20 protein-coding genes are annotated in these 21,681 nt (G+C 73.3%); 8 read left to right on the forward strand and 12 right to left on the reverse strand.

Annotation, left to right across the window (positions count from 1 at the left end; translation table 11 throughout):
- Nucleotides 1-6 precede the first annotated feature (6 nt).
- Nucleotides 7-936, reverse strand: coding sequence for an RDD family protein (locus tag ACZ61C_RS04830; RefSeq protein ID WP_465302942.1), 930 nt, complete (start codon nt 934-936; stop codon nt 7-9).
- Between the two features lie 33 nt (nt 937-969).
- On the opposite strand from ACZ61C_RS04830, the gene ACZ61C_RS04835 reads away from it, so the two are divergent.
- Entirely contained in the window at nt 970-1,977 is a 1,008-nt protein-coding gene (locus tag ACZ61C_RS04835; protein ID WP_465302944.1) for a stage II sporulation protein M, read from the forward strand.
- Here ACZ61C_RS04835 and ACZ61C_RS04840 read toward each other — a convergent pair.
- The 6 genes from ACZ61C_RS04840 to ACZ61C_RS04865 form a co-directional block, all read right to left on the reverse strand.
- Complete coding sequence (locus tag ACZ61C_RS04840; protein WP_465302946.1) at nt 1,969-2,724, reverse strand: RICIN domain-containing protein; 756 nt, start codon at nt 2,722-2,724, stop codon at nt 1,969-1,971. The genes ACZ61C_RS04835 and ACZ61C_RS04840 overlap by 9 nt on opposite strands.
- 48 nt (nt 2,725-2,772) lie before the next feature.
- Nucleotides 2,773-4,065 (reverse strand): DUF58 domain-containing protein, encoded by a 1,293-nt coding sequence (locus ACZ61C_RS04845; RefSeq protein WP_465302948.1) that lies wholly within the window; start codon nt 4,063-4,065, stop codon nt 2,773-2,775.
- A gap of 1 nt (nt 4,066) precedes the next feature.
- Nucleotides 4,067-5,032 (reverse strand): AAA family ATPase, encoded by a 966-nt coding sequence (locus ACZ61C_RS04850; protein WP_465302950.1) that lies wholly within the window; start codon nt 5,030-5,032, stop codon nt 4,067-4,069.
- On the reverse strand, nt 5,029-6,168 hold the full coding sequence (locus tag ACZ61C_RS04855) for a DUF4350 domain-containing protein (RefSeq protein WP_465302952.1): 1,140 nt from the start codon (nt 6,166-6,168) through the stop codon (nt 5,029-5,031). Before ACZ61C_RS04855 ends, ACZ61C_RS04850 begins: the two co-directional genes overlap by 4 nt.
- The gene (locus ACZ61C_RS04860; RefSeq protein WP_465304181.1) at nt 6,165-6,800 is read right to left on the reverse strand and encodes a DUF4129 domain-containing protein; all 636 of its coding nucleotides are present in this window, start codon (nt 6,798-6,800) and stop codon (nt 6,165-6,167) included. The genes ACZ61C_RS04855 and ACZ61C_RS04860 overlap by 4 nt, the downstream gene beginning before the upstream one ends.
- A 65-nt stretch (nt 6,801-6,865) precedes the next feature.
- Nucleotides 6,866-8,038 carry a proline-rich domain-containing protein gene (locus ACZ61C_RS04865; protein ID WP_465302954.1) on the reverse strand — a complete coding sequence of 391 codons (1,173 nt, stop codon included), beginning with the start codon at nt 8,036-8,038 and terminating at the stop codon, nt 6,866-6,868.
- 250 nt (nt 8,039-8,288) lie between these two features.
- Between ACZ61C_RS04865 and ACZ61C_RS04870 the strand changes: the two genes are divergently transcribed.
- Nucleotides 8,289-9,314: a neutral zinc metallopeptidase gene (locus ACZ61C_RS04870; protein WP_465302956.1), complete on the forward strand. Its 1,026-nt coding sequence runs from the start codon at nt 8,289-8,291 to the stop codon at nt 9,312-9,314.
- Here the strand turns inward: ACZ61C_RS04870 and ACZ61C_RS04875 are convergent.
- Complete coding sequence (locus tag ACZ61C_RS04875; RefSeq protein WP_465304183.1) at nt 9,307-9,726, reverse strand: hypothetical protein; 420 nt, start codon at nt 9,724-9,726, stop codon at nt 9,307-9,309. The two genes, ACZ61C_RS04870 and ACZ61C_RS04875, sit on opposite strands and share 8 nt — an antisense overlap.
- Nucleotides 9,727-9,830: 104 nt before the next feature.
- Nucleotides 9,831-10,910, reverse strand: coding sequence for a potassium channel family protein (locus ACZ61C_RS04880; protein WP_465302958.1), 1,080 nt, complete (start codon nt 10,908-10,910; stop codon nt 9,831-9,833).
- A gap of 91 nt (nt 10,911-11,001) precedes the next feature.
- On the opposite strand from ACZ61C_RS04880, the gene ACZ61C_RS04885 reads away from it, so the two are divergent.
- Both ACZ61C_RS04885 and ACZ61C_RS04890 read left to right on the forward strand, forming a co-directional pair.
- A complete protein-coding gene (locus tag ACZ61C_RS04885; protein WP_465302960.1) occupies nt 11,002-11,370 on the forward strand; it encodes a DoxX family protein in 369 nt (122 codons plus the stop codon).
- A gap of 84 nt (nt 11,371-11,454) precedes the next feature.
- Entirely contained in the window at nt 11,455-11,970 is a 516-nt protein-coding gene (locus tag ACZ61C_RS04890) for a hypothetical protein (RefSeq protein ID WP_465302962.1), read from the forward strand.
- A gap of 115 nt (nt 11,971-12,085) precedes the next feature.
- Here ACZ61C_RS04890 and ACZ61C_RS04895 read toward each other — a convergent pair whose 3' ends face one another.
- A complete protein-coding gene (locus ACZ61C_RS04895) occupies nt 12,086-15,331 on the reverse strand; it encodes an ATP-dependent helicase (RefSeq protein WP_465302964.1) in 3,246 nt (1,081 codons plus the stop codon).
- A gap of 148 nt (nt 15,332-15,479) precedes the next feature.
- The gene (locus tag ACZ61C_RS04900; RefSeq protein ID WP_465302966.1) at nt 15,480-18,692 is read right to left on the reverse strand and encodes an ATP-dependent helicase; all 3,213 of its coding nucleotides are present in this window, start codon (nt 18,690-18,692) and stop codon (nt 15,480-15,482) included.
- Nucleotides 18,693-18,825: 133 nt separating this feature from the next.
- On the opposite strand from ACZ61C_RS04900, the gene ACZ61C_RS04905 reads away from it, so the two are divergent.
- A complete protein-coding gene (locus ACZ61C_RS04905; RefSeq protein WP_465302968.1) occupies nt 18,826-19,137 on the forward strand; it encodes an MGMT family protein in 312 nt (103 codons plus the stop codon).
- A 28-nt stretch (nt 19,138-19,165) separates the two neighbouring features.
- Nucleotides 19,166-20,023, forward strand: coding sequence for a siderophore-interacting protein (locus tag ACZ61C_RS04910; protein ID WP_465302970.1), 858 nt, complete (start codon nt 19,166-19,168; stop codon nt 20,021-20,023).
- Between the two features lie 86 nt (nt 20,024-20,109).
- Here the strand turns inward: ACZ61C_RS04910 and ACZ61C_RS04915 are convergent, their stop codons facing one another.
- On the reverse strand, nt 20,110-20,676 hold the full coding sequence (locus ACZ61C_RS04915) for a hypothetical protein (protein WP_465302972.1): 567 nt from the start codon (nt 20,674-20,676) through the stop codon (nt 20,110-20,112).
- Between the two features lie 218 nt (nt 20,677-20,894).
- On the opposite strand from ACZ61C_RS04915, the gene ACZ61C_RS04920 reads away from it, so the two are divergent.
- Nucleotides 20,895-21,320, forward strand: coding sequence for an SRPBCC domain-containing protein (locus ACZ61C_RS04920; RefSeq protein WP_465302974.1), 426 nt, complete (start codon nt 20,895-20,897; stop codon nt 21,318-21,320).
- Nucleotides 21,320-21,640: an ArsR/SmtB family transcription factor gene (locus ACZ61C_RS04925; RefSeq protein ID WP_465302976.1), complete on the forward strand. Its 321-nt coding sequence runs from the start codon at nt 21,320-21,322 to the stop codon at nt 21,638-21,640. The genes ACZ61C_RS04920 and ACZ61C_RS04925 overlap by 1 nt, the downstream gene beginning before the upstream one ends.
- Nucleotides 21,641-21,681 lie beyond the last annotated feature (41 nt).

Consider the following 21,681-nt stretch of genomic DNA (forward strand, 5'->3'; position numbering starts at 1 on the left):
CGACTGTCAGCTCGGCGGGGTGAACGGGTTTTCGACGGCAGGAGCGCCGGACGGCGGAGTCGGCGGGTCCGGCTGCGGAGCGGGGGCGAAGTGGCTCGGCGGCGCGAACGCCTGTCCCCGCGGGGCTTCGGTCTGCCCCGCCGCCGCGAAACCCGCCTGCCGAGCCGCATACGCCTGGAAGGCCCGAGCCTGGTCCCGCCGGCGCCGTTCCGCGAGCACGGCCGCCAGGAACGCCCACGGCGGCACCCCGGGCGGCATCGGCGTCCCCAAAGCGTTCCCCACCTGCTGCGCCAACCCCCAGCCGAGCGCCTCCGCGGCTTCCGGGCGCAGCTGGCCGAAGCGCGCCAAGAACTGCCGGCTCGCCAACGCGAGGTCGTCCGGTAGACGCGTCAGGTCGAGCTGCGCCGCCCAGCCCTCCAGCCCCGGCGGCATGCCGATCGCCGGGTAACCCGCGCTTTCCGGCACCCGCTCACGGACCACCAGTGTCCCGGCGAGGAAGTCGCCGACGCGGCGGCCGTCGGAGGAGCACAGCGACACGATCACCGCGACCGCGCCGAACAGCCCGAGCATCCAGAAGTCCACGATGAACCCGGCGAGCCCGCGCACCAGCGCGTGCCGGAACCGGATCGGGCCGCCGTCGACGCGCACCACGCGCAGGCCCACGGCCAGCTTGCCCAGCGAGCGGCCGCGCGAGAGCGTCTCGAACAGCACCGGATACCCGACCATGATCAGCACCAGGAACACCAGGATCAGGGTCAGCGCGAGCGCTTCGTCCGCGTCCGGCACCACGACCGTCAGCAGCAGGATCGCGCCCAGCAGCAGCACGAACTGCACGAGGACGTCCAGCGCCATCGCCAGGGCGCGGCTGGCGAGCTTGGCCACCCGCAGGTCCAGGACGACGGCTTCGCCGGTGACCAGCTCGGATTCCTCGTGCACGGGGCCCAGCGTAACGACGGATAGGGTGGTCGGGTGGATGTGGACGTGTTCGTCGCGGCGCACACGGCGGAGTGGAACCGGCTCGGTGAGCTGACCCGCCGGGGCGGAAAGCTGTCCGGGCCCGAGGCCGACGAGCTGGTGACGCTCTACCAGCGGACCGCGACGCACCTGTCGATCGTCCGGTCGGTCGCGCCCGACCCGGCGCTGGTCGGCCGGCTGTCCGGGCTGGTCGCGCGCGGCCGGAGCGCGATCTCGGGGTCGCACAACCCCGCGTGGCGCGAGGTCGCCCTGTTCTTCACGCGCCGGTTCCCGGCGGCGGTGTACCTGTCGCGACGCTGGTGGATCCCGGCCGCGCTGGTGTCGATCGCGGTGATGGCGGTGATCGCGGTCTGGGTCGCGCACGACCCGAACGTCCGGGCGGCGATCGACTCCCCGGACGGGTTGAACGAGCTGACCAGGCCCGGCGGCGAGGCCGAGAGCTACTACTCGACGGGGCCGGCGGGCTCGTTCGCGGCGCGGGTGTGGACGAACAACGCCTGGGTGGCGGCGACGTCGCTGTTCCTCGGCGTCGCGCTCGGCCTGCCGGTGATCGGCGGGCTCTGGCTGAACGCGCTCAACGCCGGCGTGATCATCGGCGCGATGAGCGCGGCGGGCCGCCTCGACGTGATGATCGGCCTGCTGCTCCCCCACGGCCTCCTGGAGCTGACGGCGGTGTTCGTCGCGGCGGGCACCGGCCTGAAGCTCGGCTGGACGGTGATCGACCCGGGCCGCCGTTCGCGGTCGCAGGCGCTGGCCGAGCAGGGCCGTTCGGTGGTGGTGATGGCGCTCGGGCTGGCGTGCGTGCTGTTCGTGACGGGGATCATCGAGGCGTTCGTGACACCGTCGGGCTGGCCGACGTGGGTCCGCGTGGGCATCGGCGTGCTGGTCGAGGTGGCGTTCCTGGTCTACGTCTTCACGCTCGGAAGGCGGGCGGCGAAGGAAGGCGAAGTCGGCGATCTCGAAGCCCGGGACATCGGCGACGCCCTGCCCGAGTCAGCATAGGCAAGACCCTTCGAAGGCGATCGACGATCCGTCCTCCAGCCCCGCCGTCCCCACGAACCGGGCCTCGAACTCCCCCACCTCCGTCAGCACCAGCTTCGGGCTCGACGCCGAACCGTCCGCACCCGTCTTCACCGTCACCGTCTCACTGCCACCCTCGAAAACCAAAGTGTTCTTCGGACGTGCGGCGCGGACGAAGAACGTCACCGGGACGTCGGCCGCCGGCTGGCCGTTTTCGCCGATCACGCGGACCACGAACGGGACTCCCGGGTCCTTCGTCGCCAGGCGCTGGCCGTTGCCGGACAGGATCGCCAGTGTCCGGCCGCCCGCCGCCCACGTGTTCGCGATGCCCGTCAGGGAACAGACTTCCTGGTACAGGCGGGCGCCCGTGACCGCGCCTTCCGCCGTCAGGCAGCGCGCGGTCGCGACGTTCGCGATCTCCACCAGACCCGGCAGGCCCGCCACGCGCCGCCACGCCTGGTGCTTGTCCTTGTCGTCGCAGGCCGCCAGCTTCACCGCGACGCCGTCGACCGGGCTCGCCGCGGTCAGGCACTGTCCGCTCTGGACGTTCGTGAAGTGCTGCCCGGCGTAGGTCCACTTGGCGCCCGGGTCGGCCGCGTCGGCCAGGACCGGCTGCCCGGACACCACCGCGAGCGACAGCTTGCCGCCGCCGTCGGCCAGGTAGACGGGAGCGCCGTCAGCCGCGGGCGCCGAAGAGATCGCCAGGGCCACCGCCATGAGCTTCCACATGCTTCGGGCTTAACAGTCCGGCCGGACGCCCACCACCGGAGTCACCCGTCAGAGCCGCCCGGCCGCCTTCAACGCCAGGTACCGGTCCGCCAACGCCGGCGGCAGCTCCTCCGGCACCGCGTCCACCACACTCACGCCGTGCCGCGCCAGCCGTTCGGTGACGCGCTGCCGTTCGGCCACCACCCGCGACGCCGCCGCCGCGTCGTACACGGCTTCCGCGTCACCGCGGCCGGTCAGCATCTCCGCCACCCTCGGGTCCGCCACCGACGCGACCACCAGCTCGTGCCGCGTGGTCAGCGAGCCCAGCACCGGGAACAACCCCTCCTCCAGCGGCGCCGCGTCCAAGCCGGTCAACAGCACCACCAGCGACCGCCGACGGGTGCGCTGCAGCACCTCGGCGATCATCCCGCGCGCGTCCGTCTCCACCAAGGACGGTTCCAGCGGAGCCATCGCGTTCACCAGCGACGTCAGCAGCGCCGCCCCGGACGACCCCTGCACCGCGGCGCGCAGCCGGCGGTCGTAGGCCAGCAGGTCGACGCGGTCACCCGCCCGGGAAGCCAGTGCTGCCAGCAACAACGCCGCGTCCATCGCCGCGTCGAGGCGCGGGGCGTCGCCCACCCGGCCGGCCGAGACGCGGCCCGTGTCGAGCACCAGCACCACGTGCCGGTCGCGTTCCGGGCGCCAGGTCCGGACCATCACGTCGGCCGCTCGCGCCGTCGCCCGCCAGTCGATCGAACGGACGTCGTCGCCGATCACGTACTCGCGCAGGGAGTCGAACTCCGTGCCCTGGCCGCGGATCAGCACCGCGTTGCGGCCGTCGAGCTGCTGCAGCCGCGCCAGCCGCGAAGGCAGGTGCTTGCGGCTGTGGAACGGCGGCAGCACGCGGACCGTCCACGGCACCTCGTGCGAACCCTGCCGAGCCGCCAAACCCAACGGCCCCACCGACCGGACCGTCACCCGCGCCGCCGTCCGGTCACCGCGCCGCGACGGCTTCAAGGACGTCACCACCGTCCGCCGCTCCCCCGGCGGCACGCGCACCGGATGCCGGTCCGACGCACCGGCCGACGGCGGCCACGCGTCACGCAGCAGCCCCCGCACGGTTCGTCCGCCGGGGTTCGCGACGACCAGCGTCACCTCGCACGGCTCGCCGAGCCGCACCGACGTGTCGCCGGACCGCCGGAAGGTCAACGGCCGCACGCTCCCGGCCAGCACGAGGTCGACGACCACGAGCAGCAGGAGCACCCCGCCGACCGCCAGGATCCCGGTGTCCGACGGCGCGAGCAGCCCGACCACCAGCGCGCCGAACAGCGCCAGCAGCCCGAGCCTTCCGGTGACGGCCATGTCAGCGCGGCACGGGCACGGACGCGAGGACGCGGTCGAGCACCCCGTCCGCGGTGACGCCTTCGAGCTCCGCCTCCGGCCGCACGTCCAGGCGGTGCCGCAACGCGGGCCGCGCCAGCGCCTTGACGTCGTCGGGCGTCGCGTAGTCGCGTCCGGCGAGCCACGCCCACGCGCGCGTCACCGCGAGCAAAGCCGTGGCGCCACGCGGGGAAACGCCGATCCGCACCGACGGCAGGGACCGCGTCGCGCGGCACAGGTCGACGACGTACCCGATCACCTCGGGCCCGATCGTCACGCGTGCGACGGCTTCGCGTGCGGCCGCGAGTTCCGCGGCCCCCGCGACGGACTTGAGGCCCGCGGCGGCGAGGTTGCGCGGGTCGAAGCCCTGCGCGTGCCGCCAGAGGATGCCGATCTCGTCCTCGCGCGACGGCGTCGGCATGGTCAGCTTCAGCAGGAACCGGTCCAGCTGCGCCTCCGGCAGCGGGTAGGTGCCCTCGTACTCCACCGGGTTCTGGGTGGCGATCACGATGAACGGGTCGGGCAGCGGCCGCGACTTGCCGTCGAGCGAGACCTGCCGCTCCTCCATCGCCTCCAGCAGCGACGACTGCGTCTTCGGCGGGGTCCGGTTGATCTCGTCGGCGAGCAGCAGGTTCGTGAACACCGGCCCCTCGCGGAAGGAGAACTCGCCGCTGTGCGCGTCGTAGACGATCGAGCCGGTGACGTCGCCGGGCATCAGGTCCGGCGTGAACTGCACCCGCGTCGTCTCCAGGTCCAGCGCCGCCGCGAGCGCGCGCACCAGCAGCGTCTTCGCCACCCCCGGGACGCCTTCGAGCAGCACGTGCCCCCGGCAGAGCAGGGCCAGGATCAGCCCGGTGACGGCGGCGTCGTTGCCGACGACGGCCTTGCCGACCTCGGCGCGCAGCGCGATCAGCGCGTCCCGGGCCCCGGTCGGATTCTCGCTGGTCAAGTTCGCCCTGCCTCTCGTTCCACCCTGTCCAGTTCGCCGGCCAGCCGGACCAGCGCGGGGTCGTCCGGCACCGGCGGGCCGTAGAGGACCGCGCCGACGTCGGCGGCCTGCCGTCCGGTCCGTTCGCTCACCGAGCTCACCAGCGCCGCCGCGTCGGCGTCGCGGGGCAGCCCCAGCGCGGTCCGCAGCCGGGCCCGCGCCGCTTCCCGCAGTGTCTCGCCCGCGTGGCCCGCGGCTTTCGCCCGCCGGTACAGCCGGGCGCGTCCCTCGGCGGTTTCGGCCGCGCGCACGACGATCGGCAGCGGCTCGGTGACGACCGGGCCGAGCCGGCGGGCGCGCCACAAGGCCAGCAGCGCCACGGCGATGAACGCCTGCGCGGCGCCGAAGTACCAGCCGTCCGGGATCAGCTCGAAGATCGACTTCCGGCTGGCGTCCAGCGCCGGATCGGTCACCGACGGCAGGTACCAGACGAGCGTCGGGTGCGCCCCGAGCAGGTGCAGCGACAGCGCCGCGTTGCCCTGGTCGCCGAGCTTCGCGTTGGTCAGCGGCGCCGACGAGCCGAGCAGCGTCGTCGTGCCGCCGTTGTCGGCGAACTGCAGCAGCGTGCCGCCGCCGTCCTCGGCGGGGTAACACGAGCGCGCGCCGGGTGCGGCGTACCCGACCCCGCCGAGCGTGACGTCGCCGGCCGCGACAGCTGCGGCCACCGTGCACTGCGGGCTCAGGGTTTCCTGGCCGCTCTGGCCGACCGGCCGCACCAGCGGCAGCGAATCGCGCAGCGTCGGCGCGCCCGGTGTCACCAGGACGACGTCGGCGGCGCGCTCGCGCAGCGCGTCGAGCCGCTTCGCGGGGACCAGGTCCGGCTGGGTGACCAGCAGTGTCGCGTTTTCGCCGAGCTCGCTGTCGGCTTCCCCGATGGTGTGCGCGGTGCGGACGTCCACACCCTGGTCGCGCAGCAGCTGCGCCAGCGCGTGCGCGCCGCCGGGTTCGTAGGAGCCGGGTTCGAGCATGCCGTGCGTCTGCTCTCCGCGGCCGAGCAGGAGCAACGCGCCGGCGGCGAAGATCAGCGCGACGAGGGCGAGGGGGATCCGCACGCCGCGCCAGATCCGGCGCAGGTCCGGGGAAACCGACGTGGTCACGGGCCCGCCAAGGCGACCGGGCGTTCACGGCGGCAGCGCTCGTCCAGCTCGGTCAGCGTCCGGTACGCCGTTTCGGTGCCTTCGCGGCCGCCGTAGTGGACGTCGTCGAAGAGCCTCGCGCCCTGCCGCAGCGCTTCCGCGACGTTCGGCAGCAGCACCCCGGCCTCGACGGCGGCCTCGTCGGCCGTCCGGCCGGAGCGGGCGTCCAGCAGCGCGCGTTCCTCCAGCGCCCGCACGACGGCGCGGAAGCGGTCGCGCACGGCGTCGTCGAACCGGCCGGCGGCCGCGGCTTCGGCCGCCGAGCGGCGGTAGTCGGCGGCGCTCTGGCGCGCCCCGCCGAAGACGGCGCGCTCGGCGCGGGCCGTGCGGGCGATCTTGCCGGTGCGCAACCGGACGACCACCACGAGCACGATCAGCAGCACGAGGACCAGCACCAGCCCGAAGATCCCGCCCGGGACCACCGACGACAGCCCGTCCAGCAGTTTCTGCAGCTGCTCGCCGAGCCACTGCCCGACCTGCTGCAGGATGTTCGGCTTCGCGTCGCGGTACTTCGGGTCCGACAGCTCTTCGGCGGCCGCGCGCCGCGCAGTGTCCCGGTCGATGTCGACCGGGACGTCGGTCACCCAGCGCAGTTGGGGGGTCCAGGGGGGCTTGCCCCCCGGCTGGGGCCCGGGGCTCGGCCCCGGAAACAACAGCGTCACCATGCCTGCGGCGGCTGCTGCACTCCGGCCGCGCGGGCCAGCTCGATGTCCATGCCCTCGTGGCGCATCCGCTGGTCGAGGTAGACGATCACGGTGACCAGCGTGACGAACGGGATCGCGATGGTGCCGGAGACGATCTGCCCGGCCGCCTGCAGCAGCAGGTCGCCGGTGCCGGGCACGACGACCTTGCCCGGGTTCAGGATGCCGGAGAACACGCCGGACCCGAGGCTGAACGGCACCTGGATGATGTTCTCGAAGAACGACTCGATGATGCGCGCCAGGACGAGGATGCCGAGCACCCGCCAGAAGGCGGCCTTGACAAGCGTGACCGACCGCGAGAACGCCTGCCGGAAGCTGCCGCGCTCGAGGACCAGCGCCGGGGCGGCCAGCGCCCAGAACACCCAGGCCACCACGCCCGGGATGATGCAGAGCATCAGGCCGATGGTCGAGACCAGCGAGTAGACGAACGCGACGCCGAGCAGCGGCAGCAGCCGCGGCTGTACCTCGGCCCAGGCGACGCCGAAGGTGACCTCGCGGCCGAGCGCGGCCCGGCCCATCACCGCGGCCATCAGGCCGGTGGTGACGGTCATCAGCAACGTCGAGATCAGCGCGGCCGGGATGGCGACCAGGAAGAGGTCGCCGAACGTGCCGAAGAGCGCGTCACGCAGCTCCGCCTCGGTCGCGCCCGGCCCGAGCTGCGCGGTGTTCGCGAGGCTCTCGAGGTCGGTGAGCACGAACTTCTGCACGACGAACGTGACGGCCGCGGCGATCACCGCCACCACCGCGCCGATGCCCAGGGTCAGCAGCGGGAGCCGGCGGATCGTGGTGATCGCGCCGTCGAGGACGTCGCCGATGTTGAGCGGCCGCAGCGCGATCACGCCGGGCTTGCCGAGGCCGTGCGGGTTCCACCGCGGCGGCCGGCCCGGGTACTGCGGCATGCCGTAGGACGCGGTCGGCGGGGCCGGCGGGCCGGGGGCCTGCCAACCGGGTGGCGGGGTGGGCTGCGAATCCGGCGCCTGCCACCCGCGCGGCGGCGTCGCCGGTGACGCCGAGTGACCTTCCGGCGGCTTCGGTTCACCCGATCCAGGGGCGGGAGCCTGGGGGATCCCCTGGCTCGGTGTCGGCGTGTCGGCGCCCTCTCCGCCGGGCGCGCCACCGGTGTCTGTCATCGAAGCCCCTCGCCTGCAGTACGTGCTTGACGCCACTCTTTCAGAGCCGGTCACACCCGGCCAGACCTGGGGTGACGTCGGTGCGTCGTGACCGCTCGCGCACAGACGGGTGCGAGAGGGCCCGTTCCCCCGATATGCTGAACGGCGGGATCGGGTACCCCCGGTCCGTACCGAGACCCTTCGGGACTGCCTAGTGACGCAACCGCCCCACGGCCAGGTACCGCCTCGCGGAACCGTCCAGCCGCCGCCGGTGCCGGATGCGCAACCGGCTCCCCCGTGGCTGGGTCACCCGCACACCGTCTCCGCCCCGAAGCGCCGCTCACCGGCCGCGATCATCGGGGTGTGCCTCGGCGCGGTGGCCGTGCTGGTGCTCGGGCTGGTCGCGATCGTGGCCCTCAACCGCGGCGACCAGGCCCCGCTGGCGAACGCGAACTACCGCGACACGCCGACGTCACAGGACGCCCCCTCGCAGCTGCCGCCCGGCGGCGCGGGCGCCCCGGCCTCGGCGTCCCCCGGGCCGTCGACCGACGTGCAGACCCCCAGCGCGACCGGCCCGCAGAAGATCCTCAAGCTGGCCGACCACCCGATCCTGCAGGACCCGAACGCGGGCCTGCAGAACCGCGTCTGCACGCTGCCGGCCTGGCAGAGCACCCAGGCGGGCGCGGAAGCGTTCTTCACGGCCGCCAGCAAGTGCCTCGACGCGGCGTGGGGCCCGTTCCTCGAGGCCTACCACCTGCCGTTCACCTCGCCGGCCCTGCACTTCCCGACCGGCGCGAGCTTCGAGACCGAGTGCGGCACCATCCAGGTCGGCATCGCGACCGCCGCGTACTACTGCGAGAACAACCTGTACGTCCCGTTCCGCGGGCTGCAGACCGACCAGTACGGCAACAACCCCGGTGTCTACCTGGCCCTGTTCGCCCACGAGTACGGCCACCACGTCCAGGAGGTCGCCGGGCTGATGGACGCGGCCTGGCAGAAGATCTACGAAGCCGGCCAGAACAGCCCGGCCGGGCTCGAGATGTCCCGGCGCAAGGAGCTGCAGGCCCAGTGCTTCTCGGGCATGTTCCTCGGCGCGCACGTCGACCAGGGCGGCACGATCGGCCGCGACATGTACAACAAGGCCTGGAACGACCAGGAGACCCGCGGCGACAACACCTCCCGCAGCCACGACCACGGGACGAACGCGCACTACGCGTCCTGGTGGCGGGCGGGCGCGACGAGCAACCGGATCGCCGACTGCAACACCTTCGCGGCGCCGTCGTCCGAGGTCAGCTAGCGGTTTTGGGGCGCAGCGGGATGCTCAGCCACAGGTAGACGAACATCCCGCCGGAGAAGCACGCGAACACCAGCAGGAACAGGCCGACCGGGCGGCGCGCGTCCGAGGCGCCGGCCGAGGTGTCCGCGGCGCGGACGGTGACCGTGCCCTGGTCCGGCAGGACCTCCGGGACGCCGACGTCGATGCGCTCGCCCTGGCCGTGGCCGCAGCCGTTCAGCGTGCCCTCGTGCGTCTTGCCCGCGACGGTGAACTTCACGGTCTCGACCGCGTCCGCCCCGTCGCACGGCGCCGGCTTCGTGACCTCGGCTTGCACGGGTGCGCCCACGTCGTCGTTGGTGATGCCCAGCAGGCCCGGCCCGGCGAGCCAGGCCAGCAGCACGACGAGCAGGCCCGCCGCGGCGGGGATCGCCACCGTGGGCCACTTCAGGGCGAGAGGTCGCGGGGGCACCAAGCCATGGTTCCAGATCCGGCGGGCAAAACCCAGGCGGCCCGGTCCCGCTCAGTGCCGAAGCGGACCTATCGCTCGATCTTCTCCGCCTGCGTGACCTTCTTGACGTAGAGCAGCTTGTCGCCGGGTTCGAGGGCGTCGGCCTGCGGGGCGTCGACGCGGTAGAGGACGCCGTCGCGGACCACGCCGAGCACGAGGTCGGGCAGGTGCCGCGGCGACCCGCCCTCCTCGGACGGCTCGACCGGCCGCTCGGCGATCGCCAAGCCGGACTCCGGGGTGAGCAGGTCCTCCATGATGTCGACGACCAGCGGAGTCGACGTCGCCATGCCGAGCAGCCGCCCGGCCGTCTCGCTGGAGACGACGACCTGGTCGGCGCCGGACTGCTTCAGCAGGTGGACGTTCTCCGCCTCCCGCACCGACGCGACGATGTGCGCCTTGGGCGCCAGCTCGCGGGCGGTGAGCGTGACGAGCACCGCCGTGTCGTCGCGGTTCGGGGCGACGACCACCGCGCGGGCGTGCTGCACCGCGGCGACGCGCAGGACGTCCGAGCGGGTGGCCGAGCCGTGCACGGCGACGAGGCCGAGCGCGCTGGCCGCGTCGAGGGCCTGCTGGTCGGTGTCGACGACGACGATCTGCCCCGGGGCGATGTTCTCGTCACCGAGCAGCGCGTTGACGGCGGACCGGCCCTTGGTGCCGAACCCGACGACGACCGTGTGGTCGCGCACCTTCGTCCTCCACTTCTGGATCTTGAACGCCTGCCGGGAGCGCTCGGTGAGCACTTCCAGGGTCGTGCCGACCAGGACGATGAGGAAGAGCACCCGCAGCGGGGTGATCACCAGCACGTTCACCAGCCGGGCGGACGACGTCGCGGGCGCGATGTCGCCGTAGCCGGTGGTCGAGAGCGAGACGGTGGCGTAGTACAGGCTGTCCAGCAGGGACAGGCCGTCGCCGTTCGCGTCGCGGTAGCCGTCGCGGTCGACGTAGACGATGACCACGGTCAGCAGCAGGGCGAGGGTCGCGCCGATGACCCGCTTGAGGATGGAACGCAGGGGGCTGACCGTCAGCTCGGGCATCCGCAGGACGCCGACGAGCTCGTGGTCCGGGCGATCGGTGAGGCTGCCGAGCGGCAGCCGCCTCAGCGCCTTCATGCACCCGCTCCGGGCGGCCGGTGTCGAGCGTCACTCACGCCCGGAGGATAGCCGAACCGCGGGAACCGCCGCCGCGTGGAACGATCGGCCGATGGCTACCTCGCAACGGCCCGCGCACGTCCTGGCGGGGGCGCTGGGCTTCATGGGCGTCCTGCACTTCGCCGTCCCGAAGCCGTTCGACGGCCTGATCCCGCGGTCCCTCCCGGGTTCCCGGCGCGTGTGGACGTACGGCTCGGGTGCCGCGGAGCTGGCGGTGGCGGCGGCCGTGGCCGCTCCGCGGACCCGCCGGCTGGGTGGGCTGGCGGCGGCGCTGCTGTTCGTCGGCGTCTTCCCGGGCAACGTCAAGATGGCGGTGGACGCGCGCCGCGCGCCGTTGCCGCAGCGTGCGATCGCTTTCGGCCGGCTGCCGCTGCAGTGGCCGCTGGTGGCGTGGGCGCTGAAGGTCCGCGACGCCGCCTGATCGTCGGCCCCTTAGGCCGGGGCTTCCCGCGGTTGTCCTCCTTAGTGTCGGGCCGACAAGTCCGGCACTTTCAGGGGAGGGCCCATGTCCGTTCGCCGAGTCGCGCTGTGGAGCGCCGCCGTGGTCACCGCCTGCGCGGCGGCCGCGGGAGTCGTCAGCTCGTTGCCCGCTTCCGCCGCGGGCACCACTCAGGACGTCTTCGCCCGGTCTCGTTCGACGACGGAGCTTTCGGCGTCCGCGGGGATCTACGTCGGGGTGAGCACCGCGAGCGTCACCGGCGGCACCGGGAACTGGGTGGTCCAGGCCACGGCGACGGTGGTCAACTGGGGCCTGAGCGACTACTACCGCTGCCGGCTCTCCGACGCCGACGGCGTTGTCCTCAACACCTCGACCGCGCTGGTCGGCACGAGCGCCGCGCCGGGCAGCGCGGGCGACGGCGCCATCGTCGCCACGATCACGGTGGCGGGCGTGGTGAACAGCACCGCCAACGGCAACTGGGTGGCACTCCTCTGCGGCCACGACGCCGGCAACCGCCCCAGCCGCGTCGACCCGGGCGCGACCGTCTGGGCCCACCGCAGCTCCGAGCTGCAAGTCCAGTAGCGAACGCGTAACTCGCGTGATCAGAGCCGTATCTCGCGTGATCGAAGCCGGATCTCGCGAGTTACGGCCTCAATCACGCGAGATACGGGCCTGATCACGCCGGTTACGGGTCTGGTCACGCCTCCGGGATGTCGCGGAGCAGGCGGCGCAGGGCTTCCGGGTCCAGGAGGTCCGCCGGGCGGATCGTGCGGTTCGCGCGGACGTAGTGGAACGCCGCGCGGACCTCCTCCACCGGGACGTCCTTCAGCGCCGCCCACGCCATCCGGTACGCCGCGAGCTGGACCGACAGCACCGGGAGCCGGGACTCCGGGGGCACCGAGCCGGTCTTCCAGTCCACCACTTCCCAGTACCCGTCCGGGTGGCGGAACACGGCGTCCATGCGGCCACGCAGGGTGATGCCCTCGACGTCGGCCGAGAACGTCACCTCGACCGCGTGCGGCACCCGCGACGCCCATTCGCTCTGCTCGAACGCCGTCCGGAGGTCTTCGAAGTCCGCGTCGGGGACCTCGCCGAAGTCGGCCGCGCCGGGGAGGTCGTCGATCTCGATGAGCTGGTCACCGGCGAAGCGGCGCTCCAGCCATCCGTGGAACTCCGTGCCGCGGCGGGCGAAGCTGTTGGGCTCCACCGGGAGCGGCCGGCCGAGGTCGGTCGCGAGACGGTCGGCGTCGTCGGCGAGCGCGACCAGCTGGCTCACCGAAAGCTTCGACGGCAGCGGGACCCGCCGGACCCGGTCGTCCTTGCGCGCCCACTCCTCCAGCAGGACGTCGGTGTCGGTCGTCCAGCCGTCCGGGTCGTCCTCTTCGGACTCTTCGGACTCTTCGTCGTCCGAAGTGGACAGTGCTTCGAACACGAGGTCCACGCCGGTCTGCACACCGGTGCGGCGGTCGGCCAGGGGGTCGAGCGGCCAGCGGGCCGTCCGGGAGTCCGACACCAGCGGGTTCTCGTCCTCGGCGGCCGGCTCCGGCGCCCACTCGGCGAGCTGCCCGACGCCGGTCTCGCGCACCACGCCGGCGATCTCCGTCAGGAACTCCGACGGCCCCTTCGACCGGCTGCTGCTTTCGTTCCACCAGTGCCCGGACACGATCAGCGCGTGCTCGGAGCGGGTCAGCGCGACGTAACAAAGCCGCCGCTCCTCAGACTGCTCCCGCTCGACGAACCCGGCTTCGTGCAGCTCCAGTCCTTCTTGGACTTCCTTGCGGTCGTACCCCTCGGCGATCCGCAGCTCCGGCAGGTCCTCGGCGTCGCCGCGCAGCACCGCGGGCAGCGACGTCGCGGTCCGCAGCCACGACGACGACCGCCGCCGGCCGGGGAAGACGTCCTGCACCAGGTGCGGGACGGCGACGACCTCCCACTCGAGGCCCTTCGCCGAGTGCACGGTGAGCACCTGCACGCGGTCCGGCACCACCTCGACCTCGCCGGGAGTGAGCCCGTCTTCGGCGTGCGCGGCCGTGTTCAGGTAGTCCACAAAGGACAGCAGGGTCGCCGTCGGCGCCGTCTCGGCGTAGTCGGTGACGACCTCGGCGAACGCGTCCAGGTGCGCGCGCCCGGCGGATCCCGGCCGGGCCAGCGACTCCACGTCCAGGAGCATCGTGCGCTCGACGTCGGCGACCAGCTCCGGCAGCGACTGGTCGAGCCGCCGCCGCAACGCCGAAAGCTCACGGCTGACCCGCTTCACGCGCTGGTAGCCCTCCGGCGAGTACCGCTCCGGCGCACCCGGCTCGTCGACGGCGTCGATCAGCCCGGCCTGCTCGACGCGGTCGACGACCAGCTCCGGGCCCTCGGCCTTTTCGGGGCTCGACAGCTCCCCCGCGCGCCGCCACAGCGCGGCGACGTCGGCGGCCGCGAGCCGCCAGCGGGCGCCGGTCAGCAACCGCGCCGCGGCGCTGCCCGACAGCGGGTCCGCGAGCACCTTCAGCGTCGAAACGAGGTCGGCGACCTCGGGCTCGTCCAGCAGCCCGCCGAGCCCGACGACTTCGACCGGCAGCCCGCGCGCCCGCAGCTCGGCGGCGATCGGGGCCATGTCGGCGCGGCGCCGCACCAGCACCGCGGCGCTCGGCGGCTTGCCGGTCTCCTCGCGCACGGTGTGCCAGCGCCGGGCCAGCGCGTCGGCGACCCACTCGCGTTCGGCGCGGATGTCCGGCAGCAGCGCGCACGCGATGTCCCCGGATCCGGCGCCTTCGCGCGCCCGCAGCCGTTCGACACCGAGGCCGCGCGCCCGCAGCGGTTCGGCGATCGCGTTGGCGAGGTCGAGGATCTCCGGCGGGTTGCGGAAGCTCGTCAGCAGCCCGAAGTCGTGGGCGGGCACGAGCCGTTCGCCGTCGAAGCGGGGGAAGTCGGTGGTGAACCGCGGGAGGTTGGCCGCGCTGGCGCCGCGCCAGCCGTAGATCGCCTGGGCGGGGTCGCCGACCGCGGTGACCGGCATCGGCGGGTTCTCGACGCCGCCGAACAGCGCCCGCAGGAGCACGCGCTGGGCGTGTCCGGTGTCCTGGTACTCGTCGAGCAGCACGGCGCCGAACCGCTCCCGTTCCCCGCGGACGACGGACGGGTACCCGCTCGCCAGCTGGGCGGCCAGCGACATCTGGTCGGCGAAGTCGAGCGCGCCTTCGTTGCGCTTGCGGCGGTGGTACTCCTCGACCAGCGGCAGCAGCGCGAGCCGGAAGTGCTGCGCGGCCATGATTTCGGTGAGCTTCTGCGGCAGCGCGGCACGCTGGCCCTTGGCACGCGGCGCGTTCTCGATGACGCGGCACATCCAGGTGGTGTACTTGGCGAGCTGGTCGGTCGAGATGAGGTGCTCGCCGAGTTCGCCGGCAAGCTGCAGCACGTCCGCGGTGACGGTCGGCGGCACGCGGTCGGTGTCCAGCTCGTTGTCCCAAGTGGACACAACCCGGTGCGCGATCTGCCACGACGAGGTTTCGGACAGCAGCCGCACGCCGGGCTGCACGGGCAGGCGCAGGCCGTGTTCGGAGAGCAGGCGCCCGGCGTAGGCGTGGTAGGTGAGGACGGTCGGCTCGCCGGCGACCACAGTGGACCGCAGCCCGCCGGTAGGGTCGAGCCGGTCGAGCAGCCCGGACCCGGCGAGCCGCCGCAGCCGAGCGCGGACGCGTTCCCCGAGCTGGCGTGCGGCCTTGCGGGTGAAGGTGAGGCCGAGGACGCGATCCGGGCTGACGATCCCGTTGGCCACCAGCCAGACGACCCGCGCGGCCATGGTTTCGGTCTTCCCGGCCCCGGCCCCGGCAACGACGAGCGAGGGTTCGACGGGCGCGGCGATGACGGTGGCCTGCTCGGGCGTCGGCCGGTGCAGGCCGAGCGCGTCGGCGAGTTCGGCGGGCTCGACGGGGTTGGCGATGACAAGGGGACTCATGCGCGCCCTCCCGCGCCGAGCAGGACGGAGCTTTCACGTGAAAGCTCCGCTTTGCGCGGCAGAGTGGAGCTTTCACGTGAAAGCTCCACGGCATCCGAGGTGGCACCCAACCCCGCGCCGCGGCGAGGCCCGGCCTCACTCAGCTCTCTCACGGGCCCGGCACCTGCCTGCCCTCCGGGCGCAGCGGGCAGCAGCCCCGCGCCGGGCAGCGGTCGCAGTCCGGGTTCTCCTGGGCCTGGTAGTCCGGGCCCGCCGCCGAGGCCGCCGCCGTCTGGACCAGCTCCAGCCACTGCTTGCCGCCCACCTCGTCCAGCGGCGGCTGGGACCGCTCCGTCGCGCCCGTCTTGTTGTTCGCCTTCGCCACGTACACCAGCCGCGCGCCGCCGGGCTCGTTGCTGCCCTTGATCGCTCCCAGCAGCACCGCCAGCTGGTACGCCGCCAGCTGCGGGTGCGCCTCGGCCTCCGCGCCCGACACCGGGACCTTGCCCGTCTTGATGTCGACGATCACCGGGCGGCCCTCGGCGTCCAGCTCGACCCGGTCGACGCGCCCGCGCAGCAGCACCCGCGGCTCGTCCGAACCGCCCGCCGGCAGCTCGACCTCGATGTCCTGCTCGACGCCCGCTTCCTTGAGCTCGGCCCGGCTGCGCTCCAGCCACGTGACGAAGTTCTGCAGCATCCCTTCGACCCGCCGCCGCTCGCGCCGGGAGAACCACGGCGCGCCCGCGTCGACGCGCACCCACGCGTCGTCCAGCGCGGCCTGCAGCTCCGCGTCGGTGCTGCCGGACGCCACCGCCTGCGCGAGCCCGTGCACCAGCGTCCCGGTGACGGCGGCCAGCTGCGCCGGGTCGCTGCCGCCGTGGCGCTCGATCATCCAGCGCAACGGGCACTTCGTCAGGATTTCCACTGTGGACGGTGAGATCCGGATCAGGTCGCCGGCCGCGTGCACCGGCGCGTCGGTCGACGCCGGGAGCAGGCCGTACCACGTCGACGGGTGCGCGCCGGGCACCTTCGCCTCGGCCAGGCGCGCGAGCTGCTTCGCCGCGCGACGCCGGCGTGCCGGGTCGGCCTTGTCGTCGCAGACGACCTCGCGCAGCTCCCCCACCAGCTCGGCGAGCACCAGCGACCGGCCGGGCGGCTTCATCCGCGAATCCAGGCCGCCGTCGTCGGCGCCGTTCTCCTCGAGGTCGTCGAGGAACCGCGACGGCTGCTCGTCCTCACCCGAAACCGCCGTGACCAGCAGCGTCTGCTTCGCGCGGCTCATCGCGAGGTAGAACAGGCGCCGCTCCTCGGCGAGGATCGGCGCGGTCTGCGAGACGGCGTCGTCGTCGACCCCGGCCATCAGGTCCTTGAGCCGTTCCACCCCGAGCACGGACCCGCGCAGCCGCAGGTCCGGCCACGCGCCTTCCTGGACCCCGGCGACGGCGACGACCGTCCACTCGCGACCGGCGGCGGCGTGCGCGGTGAGCAGCGAGACACCGTCGGACGGGACCGCGGCCGGAGCGAGCGTGTCGCCCGCGATCCGTTGCGCGCCCAGGTAATCCGCGAAGGACGACACGCTCGAGCGCGGCAGCCGGTCGACATACCGGCCCGCGGCATCGAACAGCGCGACCACGGCGTCGAGGTCACGGTCGGCCTGCGCGCCCAGCGAGCCGCCGCGCTCGACCTGCTTCAGCAGCTTGTCCTGGAAGCCGCTTTCGGTCCACAGCTGCCACAGCACCTGCTCGACGCCGTCCCCGCGCAGGACGGCCTGGTGCGTGAGCCGCAGCAGACCGCCGACGCGCCGCACGGGCTCGGCTTCGGCGTCGGCCAGCCCGACGAGGATGTCCCCGCCGCGCAACGCTTCCACGAGCAGCTCGTCACTCGACCGCTGCCCGCCACCGGCCAGTTCGAGCCGCCGCAGACCGCGCCGCAGCCGGCGCAACGCCAGCGGGTCCGCGCCGCCGAGCGCCGACGACAGCAGCATTTCGGCGAGGTCGACGTCGAGCAGCTCCGGTGACGGCGCGAGCTTCAGCACCGCCAGCAGGGGCCGCACCGCGGGCTGTTTCGCCAGCGGCAGCTCTTCGGTCGCCGACCCGATCGGGACGCCGGCCGCGCGCAAAGCGCGTTGCAGCACCAGGAAAGTCCGTGCCGGTGACCGGACGAGCACCGCGATCTCCGACCACGGCACGCCGTCGACGAGGTGCGCGCGGCGGAGCTGGTCGGCGATCCAGCTCGCCTCGGCGGCCGGGGTCGGCATCACGCGGACCCGGACGTTTCCGCCCACCGCCCCCTCCGGGGGGACGATCTTGCGGTGCGCCGACGCGCCGGGCAGCGTCCGGCCGATCTTCGCGACCGCCACGCGCACCGCCGGGGCGAGCCGGTGCGCCGTCGTGAGCGTGACCGTCCGGCTGCCGTCCGGGTCGGCGTCGGCGAACAGGTGCGCGTCCGCGCCGCGGAAAGAGAACACGTTCTGGTCGGGGTCACCGGCCACCACGAACTCGGCGGCGGTGTGCCCGATCATCCGGACCAGGCTGGTCTGCAGCGGGTCGAGGTGGTGCGCGTCGTCGACGAACAGGTGCCGCACGCGGGTGCGCTCGCGTTCGCGCAGCTCGTCGTCGTCCTCCAGGGCGAGCAGCGCGGAGGTGACGAGCTCGGCGGCGTCCAGCGCGGGCGCGCTCGCGACCCCCAGCGCGTTGCCGCCCGCGCCCTGCAGCTGCGTGACTTCTTCGTACTGCGCCCAGAACTGCCCCGCGGCGACCCACTCTTCACGGCCGCGGCGGCGGCCCAGCTCGGCGAGGTCTTCCGGGCCGAGTCCGCGTTCGGCCGCGCGCATCAGCAGGTCGCGCAGCTCCTCGGCGAACCCCGGGACCATCAGGGCCGGCCGCAGCTGCTCCGGCCAGTACTCGGCCTCTTCGTCGAGGTCACCGGCCAGCAGCTCACGGACGACGACGTCCTGCTCGGCGCCGGCGAGGAGCCGGGGCGGCGGGAGCTCTTCGGCGTTCGCCTCCAGCCGCAGCAGCGAGTAGGCGTAGGAGTGGACGGTCCGGACGAGCGGCTCGCGGACGGTCCGCGGCAGCGGCCGCGCCTGGTCGGGATCGGCGGTGAGCCGCCGGGTGATGTCGGCGCGCAGCGCGTCGGCGGCTTTGCGGGACGTGGTGAGCACCAGCACGCTCTCCGGGTCGGCGCCCTCGGCGATGCGGCGGGTGGCGGCCGAGGCCAGCAGCGACGTCTTGCCGGTGCCCGGGCCGCCGAGCACGCGGCGGAACCCCTCGGGTGCGGAGAGCAGGCGCCGGGCCGCGGGGTCCCAGGTGAACGTGGGTGCGTCGGCGATCGGCGGGCGGACCAGCCGCGCGTCCGCCTGCGCCGTTCGCCTCGCGTTCACCCAGCGATGGAACCACGACCGGAGTAACCGGCGTGGCACCGGCACGCCTTAACGGCGGCGCGTTCGGTGAAGGTGCCGGAGCGTGCGACGGGCGGCGCCTCAAAGTGTCGTACCCGTGCGGCAGAGTGGGGGTATGGACGACGTTCTGCACGAGCGCGTGCGGGAGATCATCGAGTCGGTGCCGGCCGGCACGGTGGCGACGTACGGCGACATCGCGGCGCTCGCGGGCGCCCCCTCACCGCGGATGGTCGGCGCGATCCTCGCCGAGGACGGGCACGACCTGCCGTGGCACCGGATCCTGCGCGCGAACGGCACCCCGGCGCCGCACCTGGTCCACGACCAGCTGGAGCGGCTGCGCGCGGAGGGCGTGCTGGCCGACGGCCAGCGCGTCAACCTGCGCAAATACCGCTGGCAGCCGGACGAGGAAGAGGAGGGCCTGTTCTGAGCCCTGGTTTTTAGGTTAGCCTCCCCTAATGACGACGCAGGTGGAGCGCCCGGCCCTGACCTACCACCGCGCGCGGGTGACCGTGGTCCGGCCGGTCACGCCGCACACGATGCGCGTGACGTTCGAGGCGGCGAGCTTCCGCGAGGTGCCGCCCGGGGCGCCCGACCAGTACGTCAAGGTCTTCTTCCCGCTGCCGGGCCAGGAGGCGCCGGTGCTGCCGGAGACCGGCTCCGACGTCCTGTCGTGGTACCGCACGTACCTCGCGATGCCCGACGGTGCCCGGCCGCCGATGCGGACCTACACCGTGCGCGCGCACCGGCCGGCGGCGGCGGAGATCGACGTCGACTTCGTGCTGCACGGGGACGACGGCCCGGCTTCGGTGTGGGCGTCGCGGGTCACGCCGGGCGACCGTGTGGCGTTCCTGGGCCCGCACGGCCTCTACGACGTCCCGGCCGGCACGGACTGGCAGCTCCTGGTCGGCGACGAGACGGCGCTGCCCGCGATCGGCGCGATCATCGAGCGGCTCCCGGCCGGTACGCGCGCTTCGGTCTACGTCGAGGTCTCGGAGCGCGAAGAGCGTCAGACGTTCGAGACGCGCGGAGCGGTCGAAGTCCACTGGATCGTCCGCGGCTCGCGACCGCTGGGCGAGCCGTTGCTGGACGCGGTGCGCGGAGCGACCTTCCCGGGCGGGGCACCGTACGCGTGGGTGTCCGGCGAAGCGGGCGTCGTGAAGTTGGTGCGGCGACACCTCGTGCGGGAGCGAGAAGTCGACAAGCGGCGGATCTGCTTCACCGGGTACTGGCGGCGCGGGCTCAGCGAAGAAGCCGCCAGCCGCGAAGCCGTCCGCGCGGCCGAAGCGGGCGAAGTCCCGGCTGACGAGGACTAACTGCGCCGCGCAGCCACACACGCCGAACACGAACACGGCGCCGCCGAGGTAACCGGGACCCGGTCATGCCTTCACCTCGGGCCCACTCAGTGGGATCGGTGCGCGATGACGCGCCGGGAGATCTCGGCCGGGTCGAACAGGGTGCGGAACGGGATTCCGCGGCAGTCGCGGCACAACGTCGCGCAGGCCACCCGCACGCCCGCCGGAGGGCCATCGACCGCGCTGTCCTCGATGACGGCGAACAGCCGTTCGGTGCGCGAAGCGCAGTTTTCGCACCGATCGGCGCCCAGGCAGGGGTTCACGATCGGCTCTATCCCGACCCCCGTGGGGGCAGGGTAGAGCTCGAGCTGAAGCTGCGCGCGGCGCTCCAGGTCGGCTATGTGGCGCGACATCGTCTCGCGGCGTTCCAGCTCCCGCTTCAGCGCGGTCAGCGCCGGATCCAGCGCTCGCAGGTACCTGGCCCGCGGCGCCTGGAAGATCCGGCGCCACCACGGCGCGAGCAGCCCGAGCGCCACCCGGCGGCCTTCCAGGAAGGCTTTCGCCAGCCGGGGATCGTGCCTGGTCTTCAGCAGGTCCACCGCGCGGACGAGCTCGAGGCAGAGCTCCTCCAGGGCCAGGGCGTCACGGGCCCGCGCGGGAGCGGGCCGGGCCACCACCGGCTCCGGCGCCGGACGCTCCTCGGCAGGGGCGACTCGCTCCGGCCTTTTCGGCTGGACGCGGTGCCGTGGCTTCCTGGGCTTCCGGCGCTTGGACCGCGGCATACCCGGTTTGTAGTGCACGGACCCGGGGACCGGTCCCCGAAGTGCAACCCGAGGGTTGCGCCACCATCCATCATGTGCAACTCTGGTGTTGCACATGAGAGGAGTCCGACATGATCATCGAACGCGAGACCCTGATCGCCGCGGCGCCGGAGAAGGTCTGGGCCCTGGTGGCCGAGCCCGGTTTCTGGGCGACCGACGACGAGACCGTCCGGGGCACGCTGGCCGAAGAAGGCCAGACCCTGGTCGTCACGCACTCGGAGCACGGCGAGTTCCCGATGCGCGTCGAGAAGGTCGATCCGCCGAACTACCTGGCCTACCGCTGGGTGAGCGCGTTCCCCGGCGAGGAGCTGCGCGAAGACAACTCGACGCTCGTCGAGTTCACCCTGACCCCCGAAGGCGGCGGCACCCGGCTGCGCGTCGTCGAGAGCGGGTTCACCGAGCTGCCGACGTCCGACGAGAACCGCCGCAACGTCGTGAAGGACCACACCGCGGGCTGGGAGCAGTGCTTCGCCGCACTCACCGCTCGCGCCGCGTGATGTCCTCCGACCTCGTCGACGGTGTCCTGGCCGCGTTGGCCGACCCGACCCGCCGGCAAGTGCTCGACCTGCTCGCCGCCCACGGCCAGGCCACCGCGACCACCCTCGCCGGCGGCCTCCCCGTCTCGCGGCAGGCGATCGTCAAACACCTCACCGTCCTGGAAACGGCCCAGCTGGTCGACAGCGTGAAGGTCGGCCGCGAGGTCCGGTACGCGGTGCGGTCCGAAGCCCTGGACGCGACAGCCCGCTGGATGTCCGGGCTCGCGGCCGACTGGGACCGCCGCCTGGCCAAGATCAAGCGCCTCGCCGAGCAGGACTGACTCCCCGGTTGGAGAAACCCGTGTCCCTTGTCGCGCTACCC

The organism is Amycolatopsis sp. NPDC104587, from assembly GCF_055583645.1.

Excerpts from the sequence above, each read along its gene's own strand:
- ACZ61C_RS04880 (WP_465302958.1), bottom strand. The coding sequence starts at position 10,910 with ATGAAGGCGCTGAGGCGGCTGCCGCTCGGCAGCCTCACCGATCGCCCG.
- ACZ61C_RS04910 (WP_465302970.1), top strand. The coding sequence starts at position 19,166 with ATGACGACGCAGGTGGAGCGCCCGGCCCTGACCTACCACCGCGCGCGG.
- ACZ61C_RS04925 (WP_465302976.1), top strand. The coding sequence starts at position 21,320 with ATGTCCTCCGACCTCGTCGACGGTGTCCTGGCCGCGTTGGCCGACCCG.
- ACZ61C_RS04920 (WP_465302974.1), top strand. The coding sequence starts at position 20,895 with ATGATCATCGAACGCGAGACCCTGATCGCCGCGGCGCCGGAGAAGGTC.
- ACZ61C_RS04885 (WP_465302960.1), top strand. The coding sequence starts at position 11,002 with ATGGCTACCTCGCAACGGCCCGCGCACGTCCTGGCGGGGGCGCTGGGC.
- ACZ61C_RS04895 (WP_465302964.1), bottom strand. The coding sequence starts at position 15,331 with ATGAGTCCCCTTGTCATCGCCAACCCCGTCGAGCCCGCCGAACTCGCC.
- ACZ61C_RS04845 (WP_465302948.1), bottom strand. The coding sequence starts at position 4,065 with ATGGCCGTCACCGGAAGGCTCGGGCTGCTGGCGCTGTTCGGCGCGCTG.
- ACZ61C_RS04840 (WP_465302946.1), bottom strand. The coding sequence starts at position 2,724 with ATGTGGAAGCTCATGGCGGTGGCCCTGGCGATCTCTTCGGCGCCCGCG.
- ACZ61C_RS04890 (WP_465302962.1), top strand. The coding sequence starts at position 11,455 with ATGTCCGTTCGCCGAGTCGCGCTGTGGAGCGCCGCCGTGGTCACCGCC.
- ACZ61C_RS04865 (WP_465302954.1), bottom strand. The coding sequence starts at position 8,038 with ATGACAGACACCGGTGGCGCGCCCGGCGGAGAGGGCGCCGACACGCCG.
- ACZ61C_RS04905 (WP_465302968.1), top strand. The coding sequence starts at position 18,826 with ATGGACGACGTTCTGCACGAGCGCGTGCGGGAGATCATCGAGTCGGTG.